The sequence below is a fragment of the Chryseobacterium camelliae genome (assembly GCF_002770595.1).
GTDB classification, from domain to species: Bacteria; Bacteroidota; Bacteroidia; order Flavobacteriales; family Weeksellaceae; genus Chryseobacterium; species Chryseobacterium camelliae.
Genome location: NZ_CP022986.1, coordinates 2,668,790 through 2,685,338 on the forward strand (window position 1 = coordinate 2,668,790; position 16,549 = coordinate 2,685,338).

A 16,549-nucleotide genomic window follows, 5' to 3' on the forward strand; every position below is an offset into this window, starting at 1 on the left:
AAATCTTCGCCAAAATTTCCGGAATTTATTCTTGGCTTCCCGTTTGACGTAGTCTATCCATGCTAAAAAATGTAATTTCCAGAAAAGCTGTCATCCATCCCTTATTGATGCTGGCTGCCATGTGGCTGGGTTACCTGCTGCAGATGGCGGGCTTTTTTGAAAATTGCTTCGGAGCCATCATTCCACTGCTGCCGGAAGGACTGCTGGGTGTTATTACCTCGCCTTTGCTGCATGGTAACCTGGATCATATTATCGGCAATTCTATCCCGATAGCGATCCTGATGTTCCTGTTATACCAGTTTTATCCATTGGTTGCCAATAAGGTTTTTGTCATCGGCTGGCTGGCTACAGGGCTTTTATTATGGCTTCTTCCTCCTGTAGATATCCTTACCGGAGAATACATGTATACCTGCACGATCGGAGCCAGCGGCATTGTTTATGTCCTTGCCTTTTTCCTTTTTTTCAGCGGGGTATTCCGGTGGAATGTCAAGCTTCTTACCATTTCGCTTGTAGTGGTTTTATATTATGGGAGCCTTATATGGGGGATGTTTCCTGAAGAATTGTTTTATAACCTTCAGGCACCAAGCAAAATTTCCTGGCAGGCCCACCTTGCAGGGGCTATTGTAGGAAGCATCATCGCTTTTGCCTTTAAAAACGTGGGAGAAAAGAAGAAAAAATACATCTGGGAATTCCCCAATTATTACAGTGAAAGAGATGATAAGCTCTGGCAGGAATACAAGGACAACCATCCTGAAGATTTTTCTGAACTGCCCTACAAGAAAAAAGACGATATCTGGGATCATCTGGACGAATTAAGAAAGAAATAAATCTTAATTTGTTACATTTGATAAAAAAACACCTATGATTTCTGAAGAACACCTATATGCCATCGCGCTCCGCGAGTGCAGCCTCATTGGCGACATCAATTTCAGCAAGCTCATTAGAGCCTTCGGCAGTGCAAAACTTGCCTGGGAAAAAGCAGCCCGCGAGTTGGGAGCGGCAGACGGAATCGGACGTAAGGCAGTGGCAGATATCGGCAATACAGACTACCTCAGGTTCGCAGAGAAAGAAATTGCATTCTGCGAAAACAACAACATTACGATCAAATTAAGGCACCTCCGTGATCTTCCTCCGCTGCTGAATGAATGTGATGATGCACCGGCTGTACTGTACCAGAAAGGAGAATTTGATCACGCTTTGAAAACGGTGAGTATCGTTGGAACCCGGAATATAACGTCTTACGGCAAATCTTTTATAAGCACTTTTTTTGAGGAGACCCAATCATGCAGATACTGTTCTGTAAGCGGCCTTGCCTTAGGAGCAGACAAAGAAGTCCATGAGCAGTCGCTGAACTTTGCTATCCCGACCATAGCGGTCCTTGCCCACGGGTTCCATACCTTATATCCTTCCAAAAACAGGAAACTGTCGGAAAGGATACTTGATCATGGAGGTGCACTGATCACAGAATTCAATTCTTCCCGCAAACCGGACCGGGAGAATTTTATCCAGAGAAACAGGATCATTGCCGGATTATCGCCGGCAACGGTAGTTGTAGAAACTGCTTTCGGAGGAGGTTCTGTAAGTACAGCTACATTTGCCAACCAATATAACCGCGATGTCTTTGCCCTTCCCGGAAAAATTACGGATCCTTACAGCCAGGGCTGTAATCAGCTGATCTTTCAGCACAAAGCTTCTGCAATTTCTACGGTTAAGGACCTGATCGACCAGCTCGGTCTTAACCGTCCTGAAGAGAGAATGGAGGAATTATTTCCCTACAGCGCATTAACTGTTCAGCTAACTGAAATTCAGGAACTCATTTATGGGTGTATTAAAGAACATCAACCGATATCCCTGGACGATATGGCAGCATCCACAGAGCTCCCGGCATACCGGATTTTACCTGTTATTCTGGAATTGGAGCTTTTGGGGAAGATAAAAACGCTTTCCGGGAGGCAATTTACAGCAATCTGACAATTAACAATTTCTTAATACTGCATTATTTAAGAGATAACATTTAATTTTCGGCAACATTTACAATAAAATTATTAATTTAACAATATTAAGTCATTACATTATTAAATTATAAACAATCATCGCATAAGGTGTTGTGAATCTTGAAAAAAAAATTAAATTTGTTGGCAATAATATTCAACCTTAATATATGGAACAATATAATATTGAGCAGAAAATTCAGGAGTTTATTGCTAAGATAGAAGCAAAAAATCCTAACGAACCGGAATTCTTACAGGCGGTGAAAGAAGTGGCTGTTACTGTAATTCCGTTTATTGCTACCAAGAAAGAATATACCGGTATGAAGCTCCTCGAAAGAATGGCTGAAGCCGAAAGAATTATCATATTCAGAGTTCCATGGGTTGATGACAAAGGAGAAATTCAGGTAAACAGAGGATTCAGAATCCAGATGAATTCTGCTATCGGACCTTATAAAGGAGGAATCCGTTTCCATCCTACCGTTAACCTTTCCGTACTGAAGTTCCTGGCTTTCGAGCAGGTATTTAAAAATTCACTGACGACCCTGCCTATGGGTGGAGGTAAAGGTGGATCTGATTTTGACCCTCAGGGGAAATCTGACATGGAAGTAATGCGTTTCTGCCAGGCGTTCATGACGGAGCTGTGCAAGCACATCGGTCCTGAAACGGATGTACCTGCAGGAGATATCGGAGTTGGAGCCAGAGAAATCGGTTACCTGTTCGGACAATACAAAAAAATCAGAAACGAATTTACCGGAGTACTTACCGGAAAAGGGCTGGCTTACGGAGGATCGCTGATCCGTCCTGAAGCTACCGGATACGGCGTGGTATATTTTGCCGAGCAGATGCTTAAGACCATCGGACAGACATTCCAGGATAAGACCGTAACGGTTTCAGGTTTCGGAAACGTAGCCTGGGGCGTAATCAAAAAAGCGACCGAACTGGGTGCTAAAGTAGTGACCATCTCAGGACCTGACGGTTATATCTATGACAAAGACGGTATCAGCGGAGAGAAAATCGATTATCTGCTTGAACTGAGATCCTCAGGAAATAACAGAGCGGAAGATTATGCTAAAAAATATCCGTCTGCTGAATTCCATGCCGGAAAAAGACCTTGGGAAGTGAAGTGTGATGTAGCCTTCCCTTCTGCAACCCAGAACGAACTGGATCTTGAAGATGCTAAAATACTGGTTGAAAACGGATGTGTATGCGTAACAGAGGCTGCGAATATGCCGTCTACACTGGATGCGATCAACTACTTCCTTGACAATCAGGTACTGTTCTCTCCGGGAAAAGCGTCCAATGCCGGTGGAGTAGCCACTTCAGGACTTGAAATGACACAGAACTCTATCCGTCTGAACTGGACTTCCGAAGAAGTTGACGCCAGACTGAAAGAGATCATGATCGGGATCCATAAAGCCTGCAGGGACTATGGAAAAGAAGAAAACGGCTACGTAAACTACGTAAAAGGAGCCAATATCGCCGGCTTTGTAAAAGTAGCAGAAGCCATGCTGGCACAAGGTGTGGTATAATCATATAAGGCCGGGAGAATCTCCCGGCCTTTTTCACACAGCCTGTCCCGGGATAATGGGAAAAAGTAAAAAGTGAAAGGAGAAAGCATTGATGATCATTCAATGCTTTTTTTAACCATAAAAAAGCCTGAAAGAGGTGTCTTTCAGGCTTTTCATTTTTATCTGAGATGCATTATCTCGCTTTCTTTTTGGATTTTTTAGTTCCTTTCACAGCATCTCTTGAACCGTCCGTTTTAGCCGTATCTATAGCAGGGCTGTCGGTACGCGTATTATTCATGCCATTGTTATCCATGGTTGCGTTATTCATATTGGTCCCGTTGTTCAGCGTTCCGTTTGTAGTGGTATTCGTACCGTTATTCAGATCACGGTCTTTCTGTTGCTGTGTCGTCGTCCCTGTGTTTGTTGTGTCTGTTCCCGTTTGTGGAGTTACCTGCGCTGAAGCAGTAATTAATCCTCCGACTACAAATGCCATTGCTAAAAATAACTTTTTCATAATGTAATAATTTATGGTGTTAATTGTAAGTAGAACGACAACTATTATACTAAAAGTATGGCAGAAAGTTTTATTTAACTGAAATTATAATCTTTTATAAATAATTGGGATCAAAGTTTATTTTTTTATTCTTGTCATCATACTTTCTACGAATTCATAAGCAGCGGGACATATGACCGTATTTTTTATCATCAGATTATTGATCTGGTAGATTTTTTTACGATCCGTATGAGGATATTCCCGGCATGCTTTAGGGCGGACATCATAGATGGAACATGTATTATCGTCATTAAGAAAAAAACAAGGCAGATGTTGCAATACCTTATCGTTATCCTCATCAGTCCTGAGGAATTTAGCCTCAAAATCTGCGGGCTTCATCCTGAGATGCCTGGAGATCCGTTCGATATCTTTTTCAGTATACAGTGGGCCGGTAGTTTTGCAGCAGTTGGCACATCCTAGGCAATCAATAGCCTCAAAGACTTCTTCATGTGCATCCTGAACGATATAATCAAGATTCTTGGGCGGTTTTTTCTTAAGCCCTTCAAGGAATTTGCGGTGCTCACCTTGCTTTTGAAGCGCCTGTTTTTTATATAATTCTAGATCCATTATTTTTCCTCTTTTAAAACAGGCAATTCTGCTTTTGTATACTCATTGATTTTTTCTAGGTTCAGTATGGTAGATCTTTTATCCTTTGAAGGATAATACATCGGAGTAAAGACAGCTCCGTATATGATTTCATCTGAAACATAAGAAGTACGCTGAACGACGGTATTGGAAAAGACTTCATCAAAAGCCCGTACATGGATGATGATTTCAATATCCGTATTCTTAAAGTCCTGCTCTGTAAATCCGTAAAACGGAGAATCTTCATCTATGGCATGGACAATTGTCCAGTTCAGGGCCAGTGTATTGATGTGGCTTAGATGAGTTTTCAGGCTGTAAAATTTACTCTTATGATTTTCGTTTTCATGGACCTCAATAGCCGCTGAAACGATGACATCTGCATTCGTCAGGGTATTATTCTTATAAGGAGCCAGCCTGAACATCAGCGCAGAAGCGTTATGAAAAGGTGCAACAAGAGCTATATCCGAAAAGGTAAGGTATGCCCGGGGACGTGAAAAACGTCCGTAAAAAAGCCCTGTGGCTATGGCAAATGTCAGCAGTCCTAAAAATGCCTCAAACGTTGCGACAAGGCTTGCCATAAATCCTACCGGAGCTATTCTCCCGTACCCTACCGTAGTAAAGGTCTGTGAACTGAAGAAAAAGACATCGATAAATTCGTTTATCGCATCTCTTTTATCAATTCCTGTCAGATGCTCTACACCGATTAGATAATACACCAGCGCAAATACCAGATTAACCAGAATATAGGCAACCACCAGATATGAAAGGAACCTGAACGTTGAAAGCTCCAGCATGGTATGGTACCAGCTGAAACGGTTCAGCATGGAGACTCCTTTGCGCTCTACATTCGGAAGCCCGTCTTTTTTGATGAACCTTCCGGACGCACGGTCCCCAAAGCCGCTGTTTTCTGTGCTCTTCTGAAGAATTTTCTTTCTGAAACCATTTGCCATCTTTTATCTTAAGTTTTATATCAGCCGGGAAATATCCTGCAAAGATAAAATATTGTTTTCATGAAATTTATCAACATCCCTATTGAATTTTCAAATCGATTTTAAATTAACTTTGATCCATGAAAAAGCTTGAAACCAGACACGATATTAAGCATCTTGTCAATTCATTTTACGATAAGGTAGTGCGCGATGAAACCATCGGTTTTTTCTTCAATGACGTAGCGAGGGTAAACTGGGACAGCCATCTTCCTAAAATGTATTCCTTCTGGGAATCCATACTTTTTGGCCAGATGACTTATAAGGGAAATCCTATGGGTGCACATTTTCCCATTAATGAGCTTCAGGCGATGGAAAAGCATCACTTTGAGCGGTGGCTGGAATTGTGGATCAGCACCATTGAAGAACACTTCGCCGGAGAAAATGCGGATATGGCGGTCTATAAAGCACAGAATATAGCAAAACTGATGGCCTTTAAAATGGAGCTTGCCAGAAGTCTTTAAGGAACAATTACCGTAAATATATACGCAGCAAGGTTCACCAGCAGGACCGTTCCGTACAGGATATTCGTTTTTCCCCTGCTCAATGACAGCATAACGATAAATACGGACAGGGACAGGAGGATAATATCTTTTTTATCCAATCCTAAAACCAGGGGAATATCATACATAATGCAGACCATAGATACTGCAGGGATCGACAATCCTATACTCGCCAATGCAGAGCCCAATGCCAGGTTAAGGCTGGACTGGATCTGGTTCCCCCTTGCGGCACGGATAGCGGCCAGACCCTCCGGAAGCAGGACTACTGCTGCGATGATGACCCCGACCAGAGACTTCGGCGCCCCAACGCTTTGTACCATATCTTCGATGGTAGAAGAAAGGCCCTTCGCCATCATTACTACAATAGCAAGACAGATGACGAGGAAAACAAAGCTGATCATTGTTTTCGTCATGGAGGGAACATAATGCTCTGCCGGATGTTCGTCAGGGATTACAAAATAACTTCTGTGACGTACGGTCTGTACCATCAGGAAAATCCCGTAAATGACCAGACAGGCAATAGAAACAAATATAAGCTGGGCATTATTGTAAAAAGGCCCGTTGACACTTGAGGTAAAATTAGGAAGAACGAGTGTCAGGATCAATATAGATACGATACTTACCAGATAAGTGGTCGCTGAACTGCGCGCAAAGAACTGTTCATAATACTTCACACCGCCTACAAGGATACAGATCCCCAGAATCCCGTTTAAAATGAGCATTACCGCTGCAAAAACAGTATCCCTCGCCAAAGTAATAGCCTGGTCTCCCCCGGCAACCATGAGTGAAATGATTAAGGCCACTTCAATAATGGTAATACAGAGCGCCAGAATAATGGTCCCGAAAGGCTCCCCGACTTTATGAGCCACCATTTCAGCGTGATGGACAGCCGAAAGAACGCTTCCGGTAAGCAGGATTCCGGCAATCACATCATAAACAACCCCGTTACCGATAAGTCCTGAAAAATAATACAGGACGGCCACTACGGGAAAAATATAGGTGTAATGTAAAAATTCTTTTGGTTTCATAAGCGTCTACAAAATACAAAAAATCTATCATTTTTGAAATAATGAAAGAGGATATTAATCATTTTAATGACACCAGAAATTAAAATCCTGAAAATCCGTGATCATATGGAGCAACAGTCCGATGGCAACGATCCTGATGTTTCCTCTGAAAAAGAGCATCAAAAAATACACCGCAATGGCATAATAAGAATGCAGGAAATGAAATCCTAAGCTGTTCCGGGAAGGATCGAAAACAGGATCAGCAAAAAGATGGTCCAGGTCTACGAGCATGGTTGCCAGCAGGATGAGATACGTTCTGAACCAGGTTTTCCTGTAGAATATCAGGGCAATAAAAACCGGAAAGACCAGATGCAGGAAATAGTGAACAAGGGTTTTCCAGAAAAAACAGTCGGGCATATTTATATTTTTCCTTTTAAATACTTCTGGCGCAGCGGTTCGTCCAGTTTTTCAATGGCATACCTGAGACAGGTCCTCGGCATTTCAAGGTAATATTGATCAAGGTAACGGATCAGTTCATCAGGAGCCTTTTTCCCCATTTCTCTCAACATCCAGCCGTTTGCTTTATGCATAAGGTCATGCGGATATTTCAGGTTGTGAGTAACCAACTCTTTCATCAGTTCATACGAATGCTTCCTAATAAAGTATAAGGTGGCTACGATTCCAATGCGCTTATGCCACATGTGGTCTGAACGGGCTAATGTCCGGAGCAGATCCGCTCTGTCATATTCATATGCATAGCTGCCGAGAATCGGATAGGAACTTGAATCCACCAGGTCCCAATTGTTTATATACGCCAGATGCGACATATAAAAATTCGCTATACCCTCTTTTTCTGATGGGATTTTAGATTTCTGAAACCGGTTCACAAGGATAAACAAAGCGGTAAGCCTGTGTTCATGATATTCCGATGAAAGAAGCTGGCTGATTTCACCCAACGAGACATCCGGATAAAAGGCTTTTGCTACGGCTCTCTGATCCGGAACCGATATTCCCAGAAAAATATCACCTTCACCATACTCTCCTTTCCCTGTTTTAAAAAACTTTTGGGAGATCACGGCTTTTCCGGGTACAGCCAGAGCAGCCAGTGCTTCACGGATATTAGTAACCGCTGAATCCATTACTGATGTTCATCTGAAATAACCGCTTCTATTTCTTCGCTCACGATCTTTTTGGGATTAGCCACTTTTGCAATGGTAAGTCCCTGAACGATAATAGAGAATACCACTACACAATAAGTAATACTCAATATAGTATTGCTGTATTCATTTTTAGGGATGGATAAAGCCAGGGCGATGGATACCCCACCGCGTATTCCTCCCCATACCAGTACTTTTACCGTTTGCGGATTAAACCTTGTTCTCAGAGACATAAATTTGGTAGGCACCCAGATAGAAATAAACCTTGCCAAAAGCACCACTACAATAGAGATGATCCCTGGGATCATGAAATATTTCAGGTCTTTGATCATCAAAAGCTCAAACCCGATGAACAGGAATAATACGGCATTCAGGATTTCATCAATCAGTTCCCAGAACTTGATCAGGTAATCCTGGGTGATGGATTTCATATTGAACTTGGTATTGAAATTCCCCATAAACAACCCGGCAGCGACCATGGTCAGCGGTCCGGAAATATGCATCTGCCTGGCAATAAGGTATCCTCCCATCACTACGGACAGAGTAACCAGGACAGAAATGATATAATCGTCTACTTCACGCATTAATCTGGAAGTAACCCATCCCAACACAACCCCCAATAATAGCCCTCCGCCGGCTTCCTTCAACAAGAGCATTCCAATACTTTCAATGCTGAGGTCAACCTCCTGGCCGATAGCCAGCTGCAGTATAACCGTAAATACCACAACTGCCATACCGTCATTAAACAGGGATTCTCCGGCAACCTTGGTTTCAAGGGATTTGGGAACATTGGCCTGTTTAAGGATACTTAGTACCGCCACAGGATCAGTAGGCGAAATCAGAGCCCCAAAAACAAGGCAATAAATCAACGGCAGCTGAATCCCTACCAGGGGCAACAGATAATAGGTCCCAAAACCTACTACGAATGTTGAAATGACCACTCCTGCGGTAGAAAAAATAACCACAGGCCTGAACTGCTCTTTGAGGTCATCAATATTGATATGGATTCCCCCTGCAAACAGAAGGAAGTTAAGCATCGCTCCCATCAGTACTTCGGTAAAATCAATGCTGTTCATAAGGTCATTAAGATGGCCGAATGTTCTCGGCAGAAACGTTTCCCCGAACAGGACCAGAAAAATGGATACAACAATGGCAATAACCATAATCCCGATGGTGCTCGGAAGCTTTAAAAACCTGTAATTGAGGTAAGCAAATATGGATGCCAGTACAATTAAGGCAGAAAATGAATAATATAACTCCACTAAATGTGTTTTTTATAAATTTAAATAAAGTATTTTAATATAGATTTTATTGTTTTCTTTCTCCCAAAGATCTATAATGCCGTCTTTTGAGGATTTTGAAGCCTTAGTATAGCCTTCACCGATATTCAGCATATTCAGCAGGATGTATTCATCCCCGACTGAGTTTACCAGATAGGCTGTCTTCTCAGATTTTCCGTCTCCGGAACTTCTGATAGCACCGGTCAAGGACCGTAGCTGGCTCAGGTGGTAAATAAAATTTTCTTTGTCCTGCTTGGCATCGTAGGCCCTCAGCAGGATGAGAAGGACATCCAGGTTGGTCGGGTCTTTATCATACAGAATTTTGCCCTGGCGAATGCATTCATCAAAATTTTTATCTTTGAATGCCTGCGCAAGCTGCTCAAACCTTTCATCCGCAGTAGAAATCCTGTCCTTGCTGAAATTCCTTCCATAGTACAGATGCTGTGCCTCGAGGCTGTCGAGGGATTTCGTAAAGCCCCGGTATTTAAAGATCAGCTTTTCGTAGAAATAAGGAGAAGCTGAATCTTTCATGTCTTTACTGATTGCCTTTAAATCAATTGCCGGTTTCTGGCTGAAGCCGAAAACAGGCCAGAAGATCAGCAGGAAAAAGAAATAATTTTTCATGAACCGTTATTTTCTTCGTCGTCGTTATCGAAATATTCAAACAGGAAATCATTATATGGAAATCTCGAAATGTGTATTTTCATCACCTCATCATAGATCATCTTTTTCATTTCCGGGAAGTTCTCTTTCGTTAACGCCGAAATAAATACGGTAGGGTATTTTGATTTGGCCATCCAAGTCTTTTTCCATTCTTCAAGAGAAATGTTCTTACGCGTTGAAGGCGTAAGGTCATCTTCTTCTTTTTTCTCGTAGCTGAAATCATCGATCTTGTTGAATACCATGATCATCGGCTTCCTGTGGGCATCAATCTCCTGAAGGATCTGGTTCACTGAATCAATGTGGTCTTCAAAGCTTTCATGCGAAATATCCACTACATGGATCAGGAGATCCGCTTCCCTTACCTCATCCAGGGTAGACTTGAATGATTCTACCAGTTGTGTAGGAAGCTTACGGATAAACCCTACGGTATCTGTCAGCAAAAACGGAAGGTTTCCGATGACTACTTTCCTTACGGTAGTATCCAGTGTTGCAAACAATTTATTTTCTGCGAATACTTCGGATTTGGACAGGGAGTTCATCAGGGTAGATTTTCCTACGTTGGTATATCCCACCAGCGATACACGGACCATCTTGCCCCTGTTATTTCTCTGGGTTGCCATCTGTTTATCAATGGTTTTCAGTTTTTCCTTCAGTAAGGAGATCCTGTCACGGATGATACGCCTGTCGGTTTCAATCTCTGTTTCCCCGGGTCCTCTCATCCCGATTCCTCCCCGCTGGCGCTCAAGATGGGTCCACATCCGGGTCAACCTCGGTAAAAGATATTCATACTGAGCAAGCTCCACCTGGGTTCTTGCGTAAGAAGTCTGTGCTCTCTGGGCAAAAATATCAAGGATAAGATTGGTCCGGTCGAGTATCTTCACTTCAAGTTCCCGTTCAAGGTTTTTCAGCTGGGAAGGGGAAAGCTCGTCATCAAAAATCACCGTTCCGATTTCGTGCTCTTTCACAAAATCCCGTATTTCCATTGCCTTTCCGCTTCCTACAAATGTTTTGGAATCCGGCTGGGACATTTTCTGGGTGAACCTTTTTTCTACGGTAGCCCCTGCGGTATAAGCCAGGAATTCCAGCTCATCCATATATTCCTTTAACTTTTCTTCATCCTGGTCTTTGGTTACCAATCCTACCAAGACCGCTTTCTCATAGTTATGTTCTTTCTTGTCTAGCATTCAGTTCTGTCTGTATTGTGAGATTTACAAGATACTATTTTTAGGAGGAAATTCCAAAAAAGTGCTTCTGAAATATTTTTCCTATCCTTATCATGGTTTATGTAAAATAGCAGATAATGGTTTATTTTTAATCCCAATCCGCGGCAATGAATTTCATGGAGTCGCCGTTTTCATCTGATAGAATAAGGTAATGGCCTTTCATCCTGTAATGATTCATTTTTTTGAAATGTGCAGCAAAAGAAGTTTCCAGCTGCATATTATTACAGGCCATCATGGTGCCTCCCACTTCAGAAATGGAAAGCCTGTTTCGATTGCCGAATTCAGCTGTAAAAAACATCCTGTTGCATCCCATAAAAGCGCCGCCCTGTATTTTGCCGTTCTCCTCCGGCGCAGTAAGATTAATCGCGGCTTTGTTTTTTATGAGTTCTTCCTTGGAATAAGTACCAAAAGAAACCAGCATCCATTCCCTGCGGATCTGTGGTTTCCCGGTAGTTGACGTAGCACAGCAGATGGCTGATTCCGCCATAAAAATGACAAAAAGTATATAAATCAGTTTTTTCATAGTGGTAATTGTGCCATTTTTATACCATCCCGGGACTGAATCCCATAAAAATTAGTAAATTAGCGACACAAAAATTAATTTATATAATGAAAAGAATAGTTCTATTATTCACTTTCCTGCTGAGTTTTGTTCAGATGAGAGCGGACGAGGGGATGTGGCTTCTGATGCTCATCAAAAGGCTTAATGGTGTTGACATGCAAAAAGAAGGTCTTCATCTGACTCCTGAAGAAATTTATTCCGTTAACAATTCCAGCCTGAAAGACGCTATCGTAAGCTTCGGAGGATTCTGTACCGGGGAGATCGTTTCCAGCCAGGGGCTTATTTTTACCAACCACCACTGTGGTTACGGAGCGGTAGCCGCAGCTTCCACACCGGAAAAAGATTATCTTAAAAACGGTTTCTGGGCCATGAAACAGAAAGACGAATTCAATGCCAAGGACCTGTATGTAAGATTCCTGGTAAGAATGGACGATGCTACCCAGAGAATCAATTCCAAGCTGAATAACTCCATGACTGCTGAACAGAGAAAAGCGGTTATTGATGCTGAAAGCAAGGCTATCCAGGCTGAGAATTCCGAAAACGGAAAATATACCGTTGTAGTAAAAGACTTCTTTAACGGAAATGAGTTTTATTATTTTGTATACCAGGATTATAAAGATATCAGGCTGGTAGGTGCACCACCATCTTCATTAGGAAAATTCGGAGGCGATACGGACAACTGGGAATGGCCAAGACATACGGCTGACTTCACGGTTTTCAGGGTATATGCTGATGCAGCAGGAAATCCTGCGGAATTCGCTCCCGGGAATGTTCCTTTAAAACCTAAGCATTTCTTACCGGTTTCCCTGAAAGGAATCAAACCCGGTGATTTTTCTATGATCTTGGGATATCCGGGAAGAACCAACCGTTACCTGACGTCATACGGAATCGAGCAGATGGTTAATAAAGACTATCCGGCATGGGTGGAAGCTTCCAAACTGGCTATGGATGTCATGAAAAAATACATGGATAAGGATAAAGCTACTCAGTTGAACTATGCTTCCCAGTATGCATCCGTTGCCAATTACTGGAAAAACAGACAGGGAACGATTGATGCCGTTATTAAAAACGGAACGATTACCGACAAGCAAAAAATTGAAGATATCTACAGAAAATGGTCTATCCTTCCGGGAAATACCGAATATGACGGTGTTCTTGATGATATTGCCATATACTACAAGCAGGTATCAGACAGAAATGTGGAACGTAACTACATGAGCCAGCTGTCTAGAAATGCGAAATACATTACCCTTGCCCTTCAGGTAGGTTCTGTACTGAATTCTTATGCAGCACAGGACATGCAGGGAAGACTTGCCATGAAGCCGAAAGTGGATGCCGCCATCAAAGCAGCGTATGAAAACTTCAATACGCAGCTGGAGGGCGAAATGCTGAATTCTATGGTAAACCTTTACCAGACAAGGGTGAAAAAAGATGTGGCTTCTCCTGCAATTATGGCACTGGATGCCAAAACGCTTTCTAACGTAGCCTATTCTTCTATCTTTGCCAATAAGACTTCGGCAACGAATTTCATCCTGAATCCGGACCGTCTGAAGCTGGACGCAGATCCGCTTTGGAAGATCGCCAAAGGATTGGTGGAAGACCAGAAGCTGGCTGCCGAGAAATACTCTAAAATAGACGATAACTTCGCTAAAAATAACCGTCTGTTCTTAGCCGGACTGATGAAATCGATGCCGGACAAGAAATTCTATCCGGACGCCAACTCTACGATGAGGCTGACTTATGGAACGGTAGACAAATTGCCGATCCGAAGCGACAGAAATTATTTCGGTGTTACGGATAATTATTATACGGATATGACCGGTCTTGTAGGCAAATACAAAAAAGGAGATGAAGAGTTTGACCTTCCTCAGCGTGTGATCGACCTTTACAATATGAAAGATTTCGGACAATATGCTGATGCGGCAGGATACATGCCGGTAAACTTCCTTTCCAACAACGATATTACAGGAGGAAACTCAGGTTCTCCGGTAATTGACGGAGACGGAAACCTGATCGGTATTGCCTTTGACGGAAACAGCGAAGCATTGAGCGGGGATATCGTTTTCGAACCGGAATGGCAGAAAACCATCAACGTAGACGTTCGTTTTGTTCTTTGGACCATCGACAAATATGCCGGTGCCAGAAGACTGATTGACGAGCTTCAACTGGTAAGAGGTGAAAACACGCCTGCCGATACGAAAACCAAAGCTCCTAAGGCTGAACGTAAAACAACAACAGGTAAAAAGAAGAAATAATTCTTTTTTAATATAGATAGAAAACCGTGAATATCTTTCACGGTTTTTTTTATTTTGACAAGACGAATATCTTATGGAAACACAGCCCATCCATTTTACAGTCATCATTCAGCAGCACGGCAATATGAACGCTGCCTATGTTGAATTTCCGTTTTCTGTGCAGGAACTGTTCGGAAGAAAAGGACAGGTAAAAATCAGGGCAGTCTTTGATGGTCATACAGAATACCGCGGCAGCCTCTCCAAAATGAAGTCTGATCATCACCTTCTCGGCCTCACCCAGGAGATCAGGAAACAGCTCGGGAAAACATTCGGGGATGAGGTTTCTGTTTCAATCACCGAAGATACTGAGGAAAGAACAGTGTCTATTTCAGAAGACATTGCTGCCGTACTGAATGAAAATCTCAAAGCAAAAGCTTTATTTGAAGCGATGAGCTATACGCACAGGAAAGAATACATCCGCTGGATCGAGGAAGCCAAGAAAGCTGAAACCAGAGAAAGAAGGATGCTTAAAATGATTGAAATGATCCTGGAAGGGAAAAAGGGAATCTGATTAATAACAATCATTTCTATTTCAGCCCGATAAGCTGTAAGCTAAACACCATCTTGCGATAATAACACATCAAAGCCCCAATTCTTTAACCGAAATTTCCCGCATTTCCACTTTCCGGATTTTCCCAGAGATGGTCATCGGGAATTCATCTACAAATTTCCAGTATTTCGGTACCTTGTAATGCGCAATCCGTTCTCTGCAGAAACCCGTCAGTTCTTCTTCTGTAATGGTATACCCTTCACGCACTTTAATCCAGGCCATAACCTCTTCGCCGAATTTTTCACTCGGAACCCCGATCACCTGGGCATCCAGTATATTGGGATACTGATACAGGAAGTCTTCGATTTCCTTGGGCGAAATATTCTCTCCGCCGCGGATGATGAGGTCTTTAATCCTTCCGGAAATATTAATGTAGCCTTCCTCATCCATCATGGCCAGATCACCGGTATGCATCCATCGCTGTTCATCCAGGACCTGACGGGTCGCATCAGGATTATTCCAGTATTTCAGCATAACGGAATATCCGCGGGTACATAATTCGCCGTGTTCTCCCCGCTTAACTACGGCTCCGGTTTCAGGATTGATGATTTTAATTTCAATATGGTCCTGAACGGTTCCTACAGAATTCACCTGTTTATCGAAGGGTGTCCCGATCCTGGTCTGGGTAGATACGGGCGAGGTTTCAGTCATTCCGTAGCAGATCGTAACTTCCTTCATATTCATCAGGCTTCCTACCTTTTTCATGATCTCAGGCGGACAGACCGAACCGGCCATAACTCCCGTCCTTAAAGACTGCATGTTAAAATCCTGTGACAGCATTTCATTCAGCATAGTGATAAACATGGTCGGAACACCATACAGGGAAGTACATTTTTCCTTTTCCACCACCTGTAATGTTTTTACGGGATCGAAACTGTCGTTCGGAATTACCATAGTGGCACCGTGGGAAGTACAGGCCAGGTTTCCGATCACCATTCCGAAACAGTGGAAAAAAGGAACGGGAATACATACCCTGTCGTGTTCGGAATAATGAAGCCGGATGCCGATGAAGTATCCGTTATTGAGAATATTGTGGTGTGAAAGGGTTACGCCTTTAGGGAAACCGGTAGTCCCGGAAGTATACTGGATATTTACCGGGTCATCAAACTGAACCGTGTCCTCCCAGTCTTGCAGCTGTTCATCAGAAACAAAGTCTGCACCATTCAGGAAACGGTCCCAGCTTTCGTCCCAGAAGATTTCATTCTTAAGAACAGTGGCAAATTCCCGTGCATCCTCTATCATTTTTTTATAGTTGCTGGACTTGAATTCAAGCGCAGAAAACAGATGGGAAATTTCAGACTGGTTCAGCACAAAGATCAGCTCGCTGGTCCTGTAGGCAGGATTGATGTTAACCAGGATCACCCCGATATTTGCCGTTGCATATTGCAGCAGCACCCATTGATAGGTATTCGGGGACCAGACTCCTACCCTGTCTCCTGCTTGTACGCCTAAATGGATCAGCGCTTTGGAAACCTTTCTCACCTGCTGATAAAACTGGCTGTACGTGGCCCTGTAATCCTGGTGGCTGCATACCAAAGCTTCCTGATCAGGAAACCTTTCTGCCGTCCGCTTCAGGTTTTCGCCGATGGTCTCTCCTAAAAGTGGAATATCGGATGCTCCGTGTACGTAAGAAAGTGTATTGTTCATCTTGATTTTTTTAAATTAAACCCGCTTTTCAGATGAAAGC

General features: G+C 42.9%; 17 protein-coding genes. 6 read left to right on the forward strand and 11 right to left on the reverse strand.

Annotated elements, in window-relative coordinates:
• Positions 1-59 precede the first annotated feature (59 nt).
• The 3 genes from CGB83_RS12280 (at position 60) to gdhA (ending at position 3,520) form a co-directional block, all read left to right on the forward strand.
• Complete coding sequence (locus CGB83_RS12280; RefSeq protein ID WP_100076043.1) at positions 60-827, forward strand: rhomboid family intramembrane serine protease; 768 nt, start codon at positions 60-62, stop codon at positions 825-827.
• 34 nt (positions 828-861) lie between these two features.
• On the forward strand, positions 862-1,971 hold the full coding sequence (dprA, locus tag CGB83_RS12285) for a DNA-processing protein DprA (protein ID WP_100076044.1): 1,110 nt from the start codon (positions 862-864) through the stop codon (positions 1,969-1,971).
• 190 nt (positions 1,972-2,161) lie between these two features.
• Complete coding sequence (gene gdhA / locus CGB83_RS12290) at positions 2,162-3,520, forward strand: NADP-specific glutamate dehydrogenase (protein WP_100076045.1); 1,359 nt, start codon at positions 2,162-2,164, stop codon at positions 3,518-3,520.
• 172 nt (positions 3,521-3,692) lie between these two features.
• Here the strand turns inward: gdhA and CGB83_RS12295 are convergent, their stop codons facing one another.
• The 3 genes from CGB83_RS12295 to CGB83_RS12305 all read right to left on the reverse strand — a co-directional run bounded on the left by CGB83_RS12295 (position 3,693) and on the right by CGB83_RS12305 (position 5,587).
• Entirely contained in the window at positions 3,693-4,013 is a 321-nt protein-coding gene (locus CGB83_RS12295; protein ID WP_157761417.1) for a hypothetical protein, read from the reverse strand.
• Between the two features lie 117 nt (positions 4,014-4,130).
• A complete protein-coding gene (locus CGB83_RS12300; protein WP_100076047.1) occupies positions 4,131-4,619 on the reverse strand; it encodes a YkgJ family cysteine cluster protein in 489 nt (162 codons plus the stop codon).
• Positions 4,619-5,587 carry an ion channel gene (locus tag CGB83_RS12305; RefSeq protein ID WP_100076048.1) on the reverse strand — a complete coding sequence of 323 codons (969 nt, stop codon included), beginning with the start codon at positions 5,585-5,587 and terminating at the stop codon, positions 4,619-4,621. The genes CGB83_RS12300 and CGB83_RS12305 overlap by 1 nt, the downstream gene beginning before the upstream one ends.
• A 119-nt stretch (positions 5,588-5,706) precedes the next feature.
• Between CGB83_RS12305 and CGB83_RS12310 the strand changes: the two genes are divergently transcribed.
• A complete protein-coding gene (locus tag CGB83_RS12310; RefSeq protein WP_100076049.1) occupies positions 5,707-6,087 on the forward strand; it encodes a group III truncated hemoglobin in 381 nt (126 codons plus the stop codon).
• On the opposite strand, the gene CGB83_RS12315 is transcribed toward CGB83_RS12310, so the two are convergent.
• The 7 genes from CGB83_RS12315 to CGB83_RS12345 all read right to left on the reverse strand — a co-directional run bounded on the left by CGB83_RS12315 (position 6,084) and on the right by CGB83_RS12345 (position 11,979).
• Entirely contained in the window at positions 6,084-7,154 is a 1,071-nt protein-coding gene (locus CGB83_RS12315) for a calcium:cation antiporter (protein WP_100076050.1), read from the reverse strand. The genes CGB83_RS12310 and CGB83_RS12315 overlap by 4 nt on opposite strands.
• A gap of 63 nt (positions 7,155-7,217) precedes the next feature.
• Complete coding sequence (locus CGB83_RS12320; protein ID WP_100076051.1) at positions 7,218-7,550, reverse strand: DUF6122 family protein; 333 nt, start codon at positions 7,548-7,550, stop codon at positions 7,218-7,220.
• A gap of 2 nt (positions 7,551-7,552) precedes the next feature.
• Positions 7,553-8,272 carry a DNA alkylation repair protein gene (locus CGB83_RS12325; RefSeq protein ID WP_100076052.1) on the reverse strand — a complete coding sequence of 240 codons (720 nt, stop codon included), beginning with the start codon at positions 8,270-8,272 and terminating at the stop codon, positions 7,553-7,555.
• On the reverse strand, positions 8,272-9,552 hold the full coding sequence (locus CGB83_RS12330) for a cation:proton antiporter (protein WP_100076053.1): 1,281 nt from the start codon (positions 9,550-9,552) through the stop codon (positions 8,272-8,274). The genes CGB83_RS12325 and CGB83_RS12330 overlap by 1 nt, the downstream gene beginning before the upstream one ends.
• A 12-nt stretch (positions 9,553-9,564) precedes the next feature.
• Positions 9,565-10,194 (reverse strand): DUF4919 domain-containing protein, encoded by a 630-nt coding sequence (locus CGB83_RS12335; RefSeq protein WP_100076054.1) that lies wholly within the window; start codon positions 10,192-10,194, stop codon positions 9,565-9,567.
• A complete protein-coding gene (hflX, locus tag CGB83_RS12340) occupies positions 10,191-11,417 on the reverse strand; it encodes a GTPase HflX (protein ID WP_100076055.1) in 1,227 nt (408 codons plus the stop codon). Before hflX ends, CGB83_RS12335 begins: the two co-directional genes overlap by 4 nt.
• A 127-nt stretch (positions 11,418-11,544) precedes the next feature.
• Complete coding sequence (locus tag CGB83_RS12345; protein WP_228419913.1) at positions 11,545-11,979, reverse strand: META domain-containing protein; 435 nt, start codon at positions 11,977-11,979, stop codon at positions 11,545-11,547.
• Positions 11,980-12,065: 86 nt separating this feature from the next.
• On the opposite strand from CGB83_RS12345, the gene CGB83_RS12350 reads away from it, so the two are divergent.
• Together CGB83_RS12350 and CGB83_RS12355 are read left to right on the forward strand one after the other, a co-directional pair.
• The gene (locus CGB83_RS12350) at positions 12,066-14,273 is read left to right on the forward strand and encodes a S46 family peptidase (RefSeq protein ID WP_100076056.1); all 2,208 of its coding nucleotides are present in this window, start codon (positions 12,066-12,068) and stop codon (positions 14,271-14,273) included.
• 73 nt (positions 14,274-14,346) lie between these two features.
• Positions 14,347-14,823, forward strand: coding sequence for a YdeI/OmpD-associated family protein (locus tag CGB83_RS12355; RefSeq protein ID WP_100076057.1), 477 nt, complete (start codon positions 14,347-14,349; stop codon positions 14,821-14,823).
• Positions 14,824-14,892: 69 nt separating this feature from the next.
• On the opposite strand, the gene CGB83_RS12360 is transcribed toward CGB83_RS12355, so the two are convergent.
• A complete protein-coding gene (locus CGB83_RS12360; RefSeq protein WP_100076058.1) occupies positions 14,893-16,509 on the reverse strand; it encodes an AMP-binding protein in 1,617 nt (538 codons plus the stop codon).
• Positions 16,510-16,549 lie beyond the last annotated feature (40 nt).

What these genes read in the sequence shown, in the direction of transcription:
- dprA (WP_100076044.1), top strand. Translation starts at nt 862, where the DNA reads ATGATTTCTGAAGAACACCTATATGCCATCGCGCTCCGCGAGTGCAGC.
- CGB83_RS12360 (WP_100076058.1), bottom strand. Translation starts at nt 16,509, where the DNA reads ATGAACAATACACTTTCTTACGTACACGGAGCATCCGATATTCCACTT.
- CGB83_RS12350 (WP_100076056.1), top strand. Translation starts at nt 12,066, where the DNA reads ATGAAAAGAATAGTTCTATTATTCACTTTCCTGCTGAGTTTTGTTCAG.
- CGB83_RS12320 (WP_100076051.1), bottom strand. Translation starts at nt 7,550, where the DNA reads ATGCCCGACTGTTTTTTCTGGAAAACCCTTGTTCACTATTTCCTGCAT.
- CGB83_RS12300 (WP_100076047.1), bottom strand. Translation starts at nt 4,619, where the DNA reads ATGGATCTAGAATTATATAAAAAACAGGCGCTTCAAAAGCAAGGTGAG.
- CGB83_RS12280 (WP_100076043.1), top strand. Translation starts at nt 60, where the DNA reads ATGCTAAAAAATGTAATTTCCAGAAAAGCTGTCATCCATCCCTTATTG.
- CGB83_RS12305 (WP_100076048.1), bottom strand. Translation starts at nt 5,587, where the DNA reads ATGGCAAATGGTTTCAGAAAGAAAATTCTTCAGAAGAGCACAGAAAAC.
- hflX (WP_100076055.1), bottom strand. Translation starts at nt 11,417, where the DNA reads ATGCTAGACAAGAAAGAACATAACTATGAGAAAGCGGTCTTGGTAGGA.
- CGB83_RS12310 (WP_100076049.1), top strand. Translation starts at nt 5,707, where the DNA reads ATGAAAAAGCTTGAAACCAGACACGATATTAAGCATCTTGTCAATTCA.
- CGB83_RS12355 (WP_100076057.1), top strand. Translation starts at nt 14,347, where the DNA reads ATGGAAACACAGCCCATCCATTTTACAGTCATCATTCAGCAGCACGGC.
- CGB83_RS12335 (WP_100076054.1), bottom strand. Translation starts at nt 10,194, where the DNA reads ATGAAAAATTATTTCTTTTTCCTGCTGATCTTCTGGCCTGTTTTCGGC.
- CGB83_RS12295 (WP_157761417.1), bottom strand. Translation starts at nt 4,013, where the DNA reads ATGAAAAAGTTATTTTTAGCAATGGCATTTGTAGTCGGAGGATTAATT.
- CGB83_RS12315 (WP_100076050.1), bottom strand. Translation starts at nt 7,154, where the DNA reads ATGAAACCAAAAGAATTTTTACATTACACCTATATTTTTCCCGTAGTG.
- CGB83_RS12325 (WP_100076052.1), bottom strand. Translation starts at nt 8,272, where the DNA reads ATGGATTCAGCGGTTACTAATATCCGTGAAGCACTGGCTGCTCTGGCT.
- CGB83_RS12345 (WP_228419913.1), bottom strand. Translation starts at nt 11,979, where the DNA reads ATGAAAAAACTGATTTATATACTTTTTGTCATTTTTATGGCGGAATCA.
- gdhA (WP_100076045.1), top strand. Translation starts at nt 2,162, where the DNA reads ATGGAACAATATAATATTGAGCAGAAAATTCAGGAGTTTATTGCTAAG.